Origin of the sequence: Burkholderia sp. Ed8, from assembly GCF_040761425.1 — a bacterium.
GTDB lineage: Bacteria > Pseudomonadota > Gammaproteobacteria > Burkholderiales > Burkholderiaceae > Burkholderia > Burkholderia seminalis.
On the sequence record NZ_CP142886.1, the window covers coordinates 3149021 to 3162353 of the forward strand.

Annotated in this window: 13 protein-coding genes; 6 read left to right on the forward strand and 7 right to left on the reverse strand. The window is 69.6% G+C overall.

The genetic code is table 11. The annotated features are described in order from the left end of the window. Positions 1-12: 12 nt before the first annotated feature. Positions 13-423 carry a thioesterase family protein gene (locus tag VXM69_RS28355; protein WP_034186859.1) on the reverse strand — a complete coding sequence of 137 codons (411 nt, stop codon included), beginning with the start codon at positions 421-423 and terminating at the stop codon, positions 13-15. Between the two features lie 383 nt (positions 424-806). On the opposite strand from VXM69_RS28355, the gene VXM69_RS28360 reads away from it, so the two are divergent. Continuing rightward, positions 807-1919: a 3-deoxy-7-phosphoheptulonate synthase gene (locus tag VXM69_RS28360; RefSeq protein WP_175028596.1), complete on the forward strand. Its 1113-nt coding sequence runs from the start codon at positions 807-809 to the stop codon at positions 1917-1919. 19 nt (positions 1920-1938) lie between these two features. Here the strand turns inward: VXM69_RS28360 and VXM69_RS28365 are convergent, their stop codons facing one another. Next, entirely contained in the window at positions 1939-3306 is a 1368-nt protein-coding gene (locus tag VXM69_RS28365; RefSeq protein ID WP_059557851.1) for a glutamate--cysteine ligase, read from the reverse strand. 120 nt (positions 3307-3426) lie between these two features. Further along, entirely contained in the window at positions 3427-4263 is an 837-nt protein-coding gene (locus VXM69_RS28370) for a helix-turn-helix domain-containing protein (protein WP_034186858.1), read from the reverse strand. A gap of 103 nt (positions 4264-4366) precedes the next feature. Between VXM69_RS28370 and VXM69_RS28375 the strand changes: the two genes are divergently transcribed. The 5 genes from VXM69_RS28375 to VXM69_RS28395 all read left to right on the forward strand — a co-directional run bounded on the left by VXM69_RS28375 (position 4367) and on the right by VXM69_RS28395 (position 10086). Next, the gene (locus tag VXM69_RS28375; RefSeq protein WP_367189601.1) at positions 4367-5866 is read left to right on the forward strand and encodes an efflux transporter outer membrane subunit; all 1500 of its coding nucleotides are present in this window, start codon (positions 4367-4369) and stop codon (positions 5864-5866) included. Between the two features lie 9 nt (positions 5867-5875). Further along, positions 5876-7240, forward strand: a complete 1365-nt coding sequence (locus VXM69_RS28380) for an HlyD family efflux transporter periplasmic adaptor subunit (RefSeq protein WP_083286592.1) — start codon at positions 5876-5878, stop codon at positions 7238-7240. Next, on the forward strand, positions 7237-8775 hold the full coding sequence (locus VXM69_RS28385; RefSeq protein ID WP_069706256.1) for a DHA2 family efflux MFS transporter permease subunit: 1539 nt from the start codon (positions 7237-7239) through the stop codon (positions 8773-8775). Before VXM69_RS28380 ends, VXM69_RS28385 begins: the two co-directional genes overlap by 4 nt. Before the next feature lie 59 nt (positions 8776-8834). Beyond that, complete coding sequence (locus tag VXM69_RS28390; protein ID WP_049034540.1) at positions 8835-9266, forward strand: hypothetical protein; 432 nt, start codon at positions 8835-8837, stop codon at positions 9264-9266. Positions 9267-9351: 85 nt separating this feature from the next. Further along, the gene (locus tag VXM69_RS28395; RefSeq protein ID WP_059557651.1) at positions 9352-10086 is read left to right on the forward strand and encodes an autoinducer binding domain-containing protein; all 735 of its coding nucleotides are present in this window, start codon (positions 9352-9354) and stop codon (positions 10084-10086) included. Here VXM69_RS28395 and VXM69_RS28400 read toward each other — a convergent pair. From VXM69_RS28400 to VXM69_RS28415, 4 genes are read right to left on the reverse strand one after another with little or no spacing between them, the layout of a single operon-like run. Next, positions 10009-10791 carry a glutamine amidotransferase gene (locus VXM69_RS28400; RefSeq protein WP_367189602.1) on the reverse strand — a complete coding sequence of 261 codons (783 nt, stop codon included), beginning with the start codon at positions 10789-10791 and terminating at the stop codon, positions 10009-10011. The genes VXM69_RS28395 and VXM69_RS28400 overlap by 78 nt on opposite strands. A 21-nt stretch (positions 10792-10812) precedes the next feature. Beyond that, positions 10813-11457 carry a glutathione S-transferase family protein gene (locus VXM69_RS28405; RefSeq protein ID WP_034187012.1) on the reverse strand — a complete coding sequence of 215 codons (645 nt, stop codon included), beginning with the start codon at positions 11455-11457 and terminating at the stop codon, positions 10813-10815. Beyond that, entirely contained in the window at positions 11451-12689 is a 1239-nt protein-coding gene (metC, locus tag VXM69_RS28410) for a cystathionine beta-lyase (RefSeq protein ID WP_226254400.1), read from the reverse strand. Before metC ends, VXM69_RS28405 begins: the two co-directional genes overlap by 7 nt. After that, on the reverse strand, positions 12680-13333 hold the full coding sequence (locus VXM69_RS28415) for a pyridoxal 5'-phosphate synthase (RefSeq protein ID WP_226254402.1): 654 nt from the start codon (positions 13331-13333) through the stop codon (positions 12680-12682). The genes metC and VXM69_RS28415 overlap by 10 nt, the downstream gene beginning before the upstream one ends.

Below are 13333 nucleotides of genomic sequence, written 5' to 3' on the forward strand. Positions count from 1 at the left end.
CGTGAGCGCGGCTCACAGCGAACCCTGGAATTCGAGCACGCGCGTCTTGAATTCGTCGGGCACGGCCAGCGTCGTGTTGTTCGCGTAATCGAACATCACGTGCGTCGACACGCCGCGCGCGACGATGGTCTGGTCGTCGCGCTCCATCAGGTGTTCGAGATCGAAGCTCTTGCTGCCGAAGCGCACGATGCTCGAGCGGATCGTCAGGTTGTCGCCGAATTGCGCCGGTGCGAGGTACTCGCATTGCGTCTTCACCATGATGTGCGGCAGCTTCTCGCTGCGCGGCAGGCCGAGCAGGTCGAACATGTAGCAGAGGTACGAATGCTGCAGATAGTCGTAATAGACGGGACTGCTCACATGCCCCATCGAATCCGTATCGCGATACTTGACGTGAATGGGCGTTTCGTAATGTCGCTTCGCCATGGTGATTCTCCGCAATGACTGGGTTGATTTATATTTTCTTGCCCGAGTGGCCTGTCGGGCATCCGAAAATTAATCGAACGACTATCGGGCCGCCACTATCAGAACGAATAGCAACCCCGCGTGGAGCCCCGTAAAATCAAGACTTCCCTTCAACCGGATCGCTCCCCTGATTTCCAAATGAAAATCGAATGACCGACCGCCTTCGCCTCCTGCAACCCGGCACGAAAGATGCCGGAATTATCGAATTCGACGCTTATTTCCCTCATTCATAAGGTTATGAATTAGAAACTGATAAATGTGTTAGTTGCGCACCAAAAGCACCATTCAATACAGTCGCGCTGTAGTAAAAAGTCCCGTTCATTATCGACAGGAGGGCAGTCCCCATGCATGCAAACGCCTGGACGACAAACCGCGACGCCGTGCTGCGCTTGCCGTCCCCTGCGGATCTGGCCGGCGCGCTGCCGCCGGCCTTGCGCGCGTCGCGCACCGTTCATACGACCCGCCGTGCGATCGTCGACGTGCTCGACGGCACGGACGACCGGCTCGTGGTCATCGCCGGTCCGTGCTCCGTGCACGATCCGGCCGCCGCGCGCGACTACGCGGCACGGCTCGCGCTGCAACGCGCGCGCTTCGCCGACGAGCTGGAAATCGTGATGCGCGTGTACTTCGAGAAGCCGCGCACGACCATCGGCTGGAAAGGGCTGATCAACGATCCGCTGCTGGACGGCAGCGACCGGATCGATGCCGGGCTGCAGGCGGCCCGCGCGCTGCTGTGCGACATCAACGGTGCGGAGATGCCGGCCGCGACCGAGTTTCTCGATCCGCTGTCGCCGCGCTACCTCGCGGATCTGGTTGCGTGGGGCGCGATCGGCGCGCGCACCGTGGAGTCGCAGGTGCATCGCGAGCTGGCATCGTCGCTGCCGATCCCGATCGGCTTCAAGAACGGCACCGACGGCAACGTCCAGGTGGCCGTCGATGCGATGCGCGCGGCGGCGCATCCGCACCGGTTCCTGTCGATCGATGCGGATGGCCGGTTATGCGCGGCTGCGTCGCCCGGCAATCCGCACACGCACGTCGTGCTGCGCGGCGGGCGCGAGCCGAATTTCGACGCGGCCGCCGTGAATGCGGCATGCGAGCGCATGACCGGCGCGCAGGTCGCGCCGCGCGTGATGATCGACGTCAGTCACGGCAACAGCCGCCGCCAATACCGCAACCAGCTCGGTGTCGGCGCGGAAGTCGCCGCGCAGGTGGCGGCCGGCGATACGCGCATCGTCGGCGTGCTGATCGAGTCGAACCTGATCGAAGGGCGGCAGGACCTCGTGCCCGGCGTGCCGCTGCGCTACGGGCAGAGCATCACCGACGCGTGCCTGTCGTTCGCCGATACCGCGCGGCTCTTCGAGACGCTCGCTCACGCCGTGCGTACGCGGCGACGCGGCCATGCGCTGCCGCCCGGCGTCGAGTTCGCACACGAGCCGCTGCTCGCGTGCTGCGCGTGAGCGGCCCGGCGCGCTGCGCTCAGACGGCGGCTTCGTCATGAATCCGCGTCGCGTCGCCGGCCCATGCGTCGCGATAGCGGGCCAGCCAGTGCTCGGCCTGGGTCGGCGCGCCGGCGACGATCGCGTCGAGCGGGGCGAGATACCTCGATTCGTCGTGGCCGGCCGCGTCCCGGCGCGCCCGCGCACGCAGGCCGCGATGCGCGATCGCAAGCGCGTCGGCCGCCAGCGCGCGCAATGAACGACCGTCGACGCGCGTGTCGAGCCCGGTACGCGGCACGTCGCGACGCAGCGTGAGCAGCGTGCCGCGGTCGATCCCGGCCGCCAGCGTCTCGGCCTCCGACAGCGCGGCCGGATCGTACAGCAGGCCGGTCCAGAACGCGGACAACGCGACCATCATGTCGGGCGAGCCGGCATCGGCGCCGCGCATCTCGAGATAGCGCTTGAGCCGGACCTCGGTAAACACCGTCGTCAGGTGGTCCGCGAAATCCCCCAGTGTCGGCGTCTCGCCTTCGAGATGCGGAATGCGCCGCCGCATGAAGTCGCGGAACGTGTGCCCGGTCGCCTCCGCATAACGATCGCCGCGCCGCACGAAATACATCGGCACGTTGTCGAGCAGCCAGCTCACGTAGCGCTCGAAGCCGAAGCTGCGCGACAGGAACAGGGCCGGCGCGCCGCAGCGATCCTCGTCGGTGTCGAGCCACGTGTGCGCACGCGTCGACAGCAGGCCCGACGGGCGGCCGTCGCGAAACGGCGAATTCGCGAACAGCGCGGTCGCGACCGGCTGCAGCGCGAGCGACACGCGCATCTTGCGCGCCATGTCGCTTTCCGACGCGAAATCGAGGTTGACCTGCACGGTGCAGGTGCGCTGCATCATGTCGAGCCCGCGCGTGCCGACGCGCGGCATGTAGCGCCGCATGATCCCGTAGCGCTGCTTCGGCATCCACGGCAGCGCTTCGCGCGACAGGTGAGGGTGAAAACCGAGCGGCACGCAGCGCAGGCCGAGCGGATCGCATGCCGCGCGGGCCGCGGCGAGGTGCGCATGCAGTTCGGCGTGCGTGTCGTGCAGCGTATCGAGCGGCGCGCCCGACAGTTCGAGCTGGCCGGCCGGCTCGAGCGAGATCGCCGCGCCGTCGCGCTGGATCACGCCGACGACCTGGCCGGCATCGACGATCGGCGTTCCGTCGCCGCGCAGCCGCTCGAGCACCGCGGCAATGCCGGACGATCCCTCGTAACGCGCGGCCGCGTGCGTCGCGCGGGCCACGACGAACTTCTCGTGCTCGGTGCCGATCCGGAACCGCGCGGCCGGCTTGCAGCCGGCGGCCAGATGATCGGCGAGCTGCTGCTCGGAGACGATCGGCGTGTTGTCCGATCCGACTGCATTCGACATCGACATCCTCCACAGGTCACATTGAGCGACCGACCGGCCGGTCGCACGGCGACTATAGCGACGTCGCCGTGCGCGCAGTACTGGCAGGGGTGATAGGGCGTCGTGCGATTCCGCGCCGCGTTACGGCTGCTTGCGCTTCGCGAAGTAGTGCGCGGGCGAATCGCCGAACGCGCGGCGGAACATCGCGATGAAATTGCTCGGCGTCGCATAGCCGAGCGCGTCGGCGATGTTGGCGACGCTGTCGCCGTTCGCCAGCCGTTCGAGCGCGTGCGTGAGCCGCGCCTGCTGCCGCCACTGCGCGAAGCTCGTGCCGGTTTCCGCGACGAACAGCCGGCTCAGCGTCCGGGCGGACAACCCGGCCCATTCGGCCCACGCGTCGAGCGTGCGGCTGTCGTGCGGCTGCCCGAGGATCGCGTTCGCGATGCGCAGCAACCGCCGGTCGTGCGGCATCGGCAAGTGCAGCGGTTCGTGCGGCGCGCGCCGCATCTCGTCGAGCAGCACGACGCTGATGCGCGCCTGTTCGATGTCGAGCCGGTCCTGGTCGGCCCACGACACCGCGCGCCGCACGAGCGCGCGCATCAGGTCGGTGATCGCGATCACGCACGGTTGATCCGGCATCCGGCGGCTCGCGGCCGGCGCGATCACGACGCTCCAGCCGCTCAACGCACCGCTGATGCTGACCTTGTGCTGCTCGCCCGGCGGAATCCAGCCCGCGCGATGCGGCGGCAGCAGCCACGAACCGTGCGGCGTGCGCACGTGCGCGAAACCGCTTTCCACGCAGAACACCTGGCCGCGCAGATGGCTGTGCCAGTCGACCTCGCGCGTGCCGAGCTGATACGCGTTGCTGCCGTCGTCCTCGCCCCAGACGGCGATCAGCGACGGGCCGTCCGCGCGTTCGCTCGGATCGGCGTCGGCGCGTGGCATGGCAGGGGAGGGAGAAGCTTCTCGGATGGGCATGGCCGGAATTCATTATTTTTTGTCTAAACAACATTATCAGCTTTGCCCGGGAGCGTCCAACAATGCGTGTCGTGTTCAAACCCAATCGAAGCAGAGGAATGCGATGCATGCAGCACTTGCTCCCTCGCCACGCGATGCCGTCGCGCTGCGCGTCCTGTCGCGAACGGCCGTTGCCGTGGCGCTCGCCCTGCTCGGCGCCTGCGCGAGCCGCGACGGGCTCGCGCCCGCCGGCACGCTGCGCGGCGCCGATACGCTCGCCGCGTCGCGCAGCCTCGCGCATGCGCCGATCGCCGACTGGCCGGCCGCCGACTGGTGGCTTGCGTTGCACGATGCGCAGCTGGATGCATTGATCGACGAAGCGCTGGCCGGCAATCCCGATCTCGCGACCGCCGATGCGCGTGCGCGCGAGGCGCAGGCGCTGGTGATCGAAGCGCAGGCCGCGCGACTGCCGCACCTCGTCGGCCGCGCGAGCGCGAAGGGCGAACGCACGTCCGGCACGCAGTTTTCGACGGACCAGGGCGGCGGTGTCTTCAGCCACACACGCGAGATCAATCTCGGCCTGAGCTGGGATCTCGATCTGTGGGGCGGCCGCCGGGCGACGTGGGAAGCCGCGCTCGGCGAAGCGCGTGCGGCGCGGATCGATGCGCAGGCCGCGCGCGTGCTGCTGTCCGTCAACGTCGCGCGCGCCTACGTGAATCTTGCCTATGCGTTCGATCAGCAGGATCTCGCGCAGGCCGAATTCGACCGCGCCGACGAAGCGCTGTCGCTGACGCGCCAGCGCGTCACGAAAGGCATCGACAACGTCGCGCAGCAGCGCCAGGCGGAAAGCGAAGTCGCGGCGGCGACGCGCGAGCAGGCCCGCGCGGCGCAGGCGATCGACAGCGCGCGCATCGCGCTCGCGATCCTGCTCGGCGCCGGCCCCGATCGCGGCCTCGCGCTCGCGCGGCCCGCGCCGCTGCCGACCGCCGCGCTCGCGGTGCCGGCCGACCTGCCGGCCGCGCTGCTCGGCCGGCGCGCCGACCTCGTCGCCGCGCGCTGGCGCGTGGAGGCCGCGAGCCGCAACGTCGCGGCCGCCCGCGCGGATTTCCTGCCCGACGTCAGTCTCACCGCGCTGATCGGGCTCGCGACGCGCGGCGGCGCATCGCTGTTCCAGGCCGCCTCGCGCACCTACAACGTCAACCCGGCCGTGAGCCTGCCGATCTTCGACGGCGGCGAACGGCGCGGTGTGCTGCGCAAGCGCGACGCGCAATACGACCTCGCGGTCGCCGGCTACAACAAAACGCTGATCGGCGCGATCGGCGAGGTGGCGGACGATCTGCACCGGCTGCGTTCACTCGCCCAGCAGGCCGATGCGCAGCAACGTGCGTTCGACTCCGCCGCCGATGCATGGCGGCTCGCGGACGCGCGCTACCGGGCCGGCGTCGGCAGCTATCTCGATGCGCTCGTCGTGCGCCAGCAGCTGCTGATCGCGAGCCGCGAGGTCGCCGCGCTGCGCGCCCAGCGCGCGGACCAGTCGCTGCAGCTCGTCGCGGCGCTCGGCGGCGGCTTTCGCGCCGAGCCGGACGACGTCGCGCTCGCCGCCACTCCTTCCCACCGTCCTTGACATCGAACCATGAGCAGCGACAACACCTTGCAGACTCCCGCGCGACCGGCAGTCGCCGATTCCGCCAGTGCCCGCCAGCAACCCGCGGCCGACCACACCGGTGCGCCGCGCGCGCCGGGCGCACCGGACGCCCGCGCGCAACCGTCGCCGGGCGGCGCCGCACCGGCGACGCCGCCGCCCGCGCGACGCAAGCACCTCGTGCGCGCGCTCGTCGGGGTGTTCGCGTTCGGCATCGTCGGCTGGGGCATCTGGTACGCGCTCGTCGGCCGCTGGTACGAAGCCACCGACAACGCCTACGCGCAAGGCAACGTCGTCGAGCTGACGCCGCAGGTAACGGGCACCGTCGTGTCGATCGACGCGGACGACGGCAACCTCGTGCGCGCCGGCACGCCGCTCGTCCGTCTCGACGCGAGCGACGCGCAGATCGCGCTCGCGGCTGCGCAGGCCGATCTCGCGGCCACGGTCCGCAAGGTGCGCGGCCTGTACAGCAATGAACGCGGGCTCGCGAACAGCATCGACGGCGCACGCGCCGACCTCGACGCGCGACGTACCGCGCTCGACAAGGCGAAGGCCGATTACCGGCGCCGCGAGGACCTCGGCCGCTCCGGCGCGATCTCGCGCGAGGAGCTTGCGCACGCGCTCGACACGCTGACGTCCGCGCAAAGCGCATATGCCGCCGCGCAAAGCGCGCTCGCCACGTTGAGCGAACAGCACCAGACGAGCAAGGCGCTCGTCGACGATACCGCGGTCGCGTCGCATCCCGATGTCCAGGCCGCGGCCTCGCGGCTGCGCGCCGCGTATCTCGCCCGCGCGCGCACCGATATCGTCGCGCCCGTCACCGGCTATGTCGCGAAACGCACGGTACAGGTCGGGCAGCGCGTGTCGCCCGGCGTGCCGTTGCTTGCGGTCGTGCCGCTGCGCGAGCTGTGGGTCGACGCGAACTTCACCGAGAAGCAGCTCGAACACATGCGGATCGGGCAACCGGTCGAGCTGACGGCCGACCTGTACGGCGACGCGGTGCGCTACACGGGCCGCGTGCAGAGCCTCGGCGTCGGCACCGGCAGCGCATTCTCGCTGCTGCCCGCGCAGAACGCGACCGGCAACTGGATCAAGATCGTCCAGCGGCTGCCGGTGCGCATCGAACTGACGGATCCGGCGCAGCTCGACGCGCATCCGTTGCGCATCGGCCTGTCGATGCACGCGCGCGTCGACCAGCACGACCGCAGCGGCGCGATGCTGTCGCGCCGCGAGCAGCGTTCGCCGGTGTTCCGCACCGACGTGTACCGCGACGAACTCGCGCGCGCCGACAGCCTGATCGCCGACGTCGTGCACGCGAACCTGCCGGCGGCGGTACGCACGGAGCGTGCGCAATGAGCGGCCCGATGCCGGCCGCCGATGCCGGTTTTCGTCCGTCGAGCGTCGCGCTGACGACGTTCGGCCTCGCGCTCGCGGTCTTCATGCAGGTGCTCGACGGCACCGTCGCGAACGTGTCGCTGCCGACCATCGCCGGCAACTTCGGCGTGAGCACGACGCAGAGCGCCTGGGTCGTCACGACGTTCTCGGTCAGCAATGCGATCGCGCTGCCGCTGACCGGGTTTCTCGTCAAGCGCGTCGGCCAGGTGAGGCTGTTCGTATGGGCGACGCTGGCGTTTACGTTCGCATCGCTCCTGTGCGGCCTCGCGCAGAATCTGCCGCAGCTCGTCGCGTTCCGCGCGCTGCAGGGCCTCGTGGCCGGGCCGATGATTCCGACCACGCAAGCGCTGATGTTGTCGATCTACCCGCCGCAGCGGCGCGGCTTCGCGCTGTCGATGATCGCGATGGTCACCGTCGTCGCGCCGATCGCGGGCCCCGTGTTCGGCGGCTGGGTGACGGAACATTACTCGTGGCGCTGGGCGTTCCTGATCAATCTGCCGATCGGTGTGTTCGCCGCGATGTGCGTGTTCGCGCAGATGCGGGCGCGCGTCGAGACGACGGTCGCCGCGCGCGTCGACTACGTCGGGCTGGCCGCGCTCATCGTCGGCGTCGGCGCGCTGCAGATCGTGCTCGACAAGGGCAACGAGGCCGACTGGTTCAACTCGACGTTCATCGTCGTGATGTCGGTGGTCGCCGCGTTCGGGATCGCGCTGTTCCTGATCTGGGAGCTCAACGAACCGAATCCGATCGTGAACCTGCGGTTGTTCGCGCATCGCAACTTCGCGGCCGGCACGCTGACGCTCGTGCTCGCGTACTCGGCCTTCTTCGCGGTCAACGTGATCGTGCCGCAGTGGCTGCAGCGCACGCTCGGCTACACGGCGTTCTGGGCCGGGCTGGCGGTCGCGCCGATGGGCGTGATCCCCGTGCTGATGACGCCGTTCATGGGCAAGTACGCGCCGCGCTTCAACATGCGCGTGCTCGTGTGCTGCGCGTTCGCGATCCTCGGCACGTCGTCGTTCCTGCGCGCGGGCTTCGTGCCCGACATCGACTTCACGCACATCGCGCTGATCCAGCTGCTGCAGGGCCTCGGCCTCGCGCTGTTCATCATGCCGATCAACAGCATCCTGCTGTCCGACCTGAAGCCGGACGAAATCGCCGCGGGCTCCGGCCTGTCGACGTTCCTGCGCACGCTCGGCGCGAGCTTCGCGGTGTCGATCACGTCGTTCCTGTGGGACCGGCGCGCCATCCTGCATCACGCGCAGCTCAGCGAACACCTGAGCGGTTTCGATCCGGCCGTGCGTGCCGAAGTCGCACGGCTCGGCGGCGGCGATCCACAACGCGCGGCGACGCTGCTCGGCAACCTGGTCGACGCGCAGGCGTACCAGATTTCGTTCAACGACGTGTCGTTCGCGCTCGGCTGCGTGTATCTCGCCGTGATCGCGGTGGTGTGGCTCGCCCGCCCGCCGTTCGGCCCCGGCGCGGCCGCGAAACGATGAAGCGGGCGCTGCGCGGCCCGTTCCGACCCATGCTGTTCAATTCGATGGAGATTGACCCGATGCCTACCTCTCACGCTGGAAACACGCCGCCCGAACTGGCGACGCTCGCCGTGTTCGACGTCACGGAATTTCCGCTCGTCGTTGTGCGCAACGACGCGATCGCATCCGGCGGCTACGCGCAGCGCTGGCTCGACGACATGCACGCGCTGATGCGGCACGGCGAGCCGTTTGTCATGATCTTTCCGCCGGCCCGCCCGGACGAGCCGCACGACGACCGCAAGGAACGCGGCATGTGGCTCAAGCAGAACCGTGCCGCGCTTGCCGCGGTCTGCCGCGCGCTCGTGTCGGTCGAACCGGACCCGACCGAGCGCGAAGCGGCCATCGCGAACGCGTCCGGCATCGAAAAGGCGTTCGGGATTCCGTTCGACGTGACGGCTTCGCTCGACGATGCGAAGCACGCGGGTCGGCGACGTCTGACCGAGGCGCTCTAGCGCGGCCCGTTCGCGCGCAACGCCTCGAACCGGTTGCGCAAGTCCGCCTGACTGCAGATTCCAACTAATAAACGGGGTGGCTTGTATGAAAGGACTGGATTGTCTGAAATGGTTGGTACCCGGCGACACGGACGCGTCATGGCAGCGGATGACCGACGCGGCCGCCGGAATGGGATTCGACAAGGTCGTGCTGATCGTGTTGCCGTTTACCGGCGCGTCGTTCGATCTCGCGCGCAAGTGGAGCAGCGGCGTGCCGGGCTGGACGGCGCTGTACCGGCAGCGCCAGTTCGACCGCGTCGACCCGATGCTGCGTCATTGCTTCCGTTCGGCACTGCCGCTCGTATGGGACGACGCGCTGTTCGCGCAGCCCGGGCAGCGGCCGTGCTACGAAGCGGCGGCCGCGTACGGCATGCGCAGCGGCGTCGTGCTGCCCGTGCGCGGCGCGAAAGGGGAGGTCGGCATGCTGTCGTGCGCGAGCGCGGACGATCTTGCCGCCACGCGCGAGCGCTGCGACCGTCACCTGGCGGCGCTGACGCTGCTGCGCGACGTCGCGTGCGAAGCGATCGCCGGCACGCCGTGCCACGCACCGCCCGACAGCGTGCCGCGGCTGAGCCGGCGGGAAGTCGAGTGCCTGCGCTGGCATGCGGCCGGCAAGACGTCGTGGGAAATCGGCCACATCCTGAACGTGACCGAGTCGTGCATCAATTTCCACTTCATGAACATCCGCCGCAAGTTCAACGTGTCACGTCGGCATGAAGCCGTGCTGCGCGCGGTCGAGTGGGGGCTGATCAGTATCTCCGACGTGACGGTGCCGACCTGATGCCGGCGCATCGTCGAGCCAGCGGTCGAGAAACGCGCTGAGCCACGCAGCCGTCGCGCGGTCGTGCCGCCGGCCTTCGCTCGCCTGCGTCGCGAGATCCTGCGCGCCGGGCGCCGCCAGCTTGTGCGCGGCGGCGGTGCTCCAGCGCCGCATCATCGGAAAGCTGACTTCCGGATGGAACTGGACGCCGTACGCGTGCGGCCCGTAGCGCACGGCCTCGTTCTCGAAGTGCTCGCCGGTCGCGAGGATATCGAGCCCGGCAACGCGCTCGAAACCCTCGCGATGCCACTGGTACACGTGCGACGGCCATGAACCGAGTCGCCGGCCGGCGTGCGTCGCGGCGATCGGCCAGTAGCCGATTTCCGCGCGCCCGTCGCGGTGCGCCGTCACGCGGCCGCCCAGATGACGGATCATCATCTGCGCGCCGAGGCAAACGCCGAGAAACGGTGCCGACTCGCGCAGCGGCACGCCGATCCAGTCGATCTCGTCGCGGATCCAGCGATCGCCGTCGTTGGCGCTCATCGGGCCGCCGAACACCACGGCGCCCGCATGCCCGGCAAGCGTCGCCGGCAGCGGGTCGCCGAGCGGCGGGCGGCGGATGTCGAGCGGATGGCCGCGCGCGGCCAGCAGCCGCCCGATCCGGCCGGGGCTCGACTGTTCGCGATGCAGTACGATCAGGATCGGACGAAGTGCGGAGTGCGTCATGTCGTGTGGTCGGATAGAAGGTCAGCCCGGCTGGCCGCGCAGCGCGTCGAACGACACCATCACCTGTTCGCGGTAGGCAGGCCGTCGGCACAGGCGGGCGTACCAGGCCTCGACGTGCGGCAACGGCGGCCGCTCGACGTCGAGCGAGAAGTAGCGGAACAGCGTCGCGCCGGCCGGAATGTCGGCCAGGCCCGGCGTCGCACCGCCGAGAAACGGCTGGGTCGACAGCAGCCGGTCGAGCAGCCGGTAATGCGTCGCGCTGCGCGCGGCCTTGTCGAGCACGATCGCGTCGTCGCGCCGCTCCGGCGGCGTTCGCACGAGTGCCCAGAACAGCCCGGTCATCACGTCGGGTTCGAGCGCGGTCTGCGACCAGTCCATCCAGCGCTCCGCGCGCGAACGCGCGTACGTGTCGCGGCACCAGAACGGATTGTTCGGCACGCGCGCGGCGAGATAGCGCAGGATCGTGTGCGACTCCCACACGACGTCGCCGTCCCAGTCGATCACCGGGATCCGGCAGGTCGGATTCAGCGCCGCGAACGCGGGCGTCTGCAGCGTGCCGTGTTCGCCGCCGGCCGCGATATGCCGATACGGCAGGCCCAGCTCGCCGATGAGCCACAGCACCTTCTGCACGTTGAACGACGTGCGGCGCCCCCAGACGGTCAGCATCGCGCGGCATCCTCGCGGGCAGCGGATCGCGCGCATGCCGCATAGCGGTCGAGACCGGCGGCAAGATCCGCGATCAGGTCGTCCGGATCCTCGAGTCCGATGTGCAGGCGCACGCCGCGGCTGCCGAGCGGCCAGCGTTGCGCGAGGCCGTGCGCGTCCAGTTCGAACGGGAGCGCGAGGCTCTCGTAGCCGCCCCACGAATAGCCGAGCCCGAACAGCGCCAGGTGGTCGAGAAACGCGTCGATCGCGTGCGGCGGCGCCGGTTGCAGCACGACCGAGAACAACCCGGACGCGCCACGGAAATCGCGTCGCCACAGTGCGTGCCCGTCGTCGCCGGGCAGCGCCGGATACAGCACGCGCTGCACCTCGGCGCGCGTCGAGAGCCAGGTCGCGACCGCGAGCGCGTTGCGCTGATGCTGCCGCAGCCGCACGCCGAGCGTGCGCAGTCCGCGCAGCGCGAGATACACGTCGTCGGGGCCGGCGCACAGGCCGAGATCGCCATGCAGTTGCTTCAACGCCGGCCATGCGCGTTCGTTGGCCGACACCGTGCCGAGCATGGCGTCCGAGTGCCCGACCAGATATTTGGTGCCCGCCTGGATCGACAGGTCGATACCGAGCGCATGCGGCTGCAAGAAGAGCGGCGTGGCCCAGCTGTTGTCCGCGATGACCCGTGCGCCGTGCGCATGGGCGAGCCGCACGAGTGCGGGGACGTCGTGCATGTCGAACGTGTAGGAGCCGGGCACCTCGACGTACAGCGCACGCGTGTTCGACCGGAACGCGGCCGCGACCGGCGTGCTGCCGTCGTACCACGTCGTCTCGACGCCGAGTCGCGCGAGTACGCCTTCGCACGCATGACGCACCGGGCCGTAGACCGATGCGGTCATCAGCAGGTGATCGCCGGGCTTCAGGCACGACAGCAGCGCGAGCGTGCACGCGGACAGGCCCGACGGGCACAGCACCGTACCGGCGCCGCCTTCGAGGCTCGTCACCGCGCGTTCGAGCGCATCCGTCGTCGGCGTGCCGCGGCGGCCGTAGATATACGGCTGCGTGCGGTTCAGCAGATCCGACACCGTCGGGCTGAGCACGGTCGACGCATGGTAGACGGGCGGGTTGACGAAACCGTGCCATGCGGCGCTGTCGCGGCCCGCGTGCACGAGCCGCGTGTCGTCTTGCAGGCGGTCATGCGGGCCGTCGCGCGGCGGCGACGGCGGTTCGACGGACTTCACGGCCATAGCGCGCACCGCTCCCAATGCTGGCCGGCACGCCGGTAAGCCTGCCGCGCGAAGCGGCGCGCACTGTCGGCCCGCCAGAATTCGGCTTCGTCGGGCGCCAGCGTGTACAGGTGCCAGTCGTCCGACACGAGCGCCGGATCGGCGGCCAGCCGCTCGAGCTGCGCGTCGATCGCGCGCGTCAGGTCGGCCGGATCGTCGAGCCGTTCGCTTTGCCGTCCGGCCAGGATGCTCGCGCGCGATCGTTCGGGGCGGCCCGCGAAATCGGCGCGGCCTTCGGCGGCCGGCAGCCGCTCGACCGGGCCGCTCAGCCGGATCTGGCTCGCGATCGCGGGCCAGTAGAACGTCATCGCCGCGTACGGCCGGTTCGCGAGCTGGCGCCCCTTGGGGCTGCGCGCATTCGCCGCGAAATGCCAGCCGCGCGCGTCGACGTTGAGCAGCACGACGGAGCGTGCATCGGGTCGTCCGTCCGGGTGGGCCGTCGACAGCGTCATCACCTGCGGCTCCAGTGCGCCGGCGGTCACGGCTTCGTCGAGCCAGCGTTCGAACTGCGCGTGCGGCGTGTCCGCCCAGTTTTCGGGCGGTACGTGCGGCGCGGCATGCGCGAGGGTTTTCAGCGCCTTCAGGCGCGTTGCGATCGTATCCAT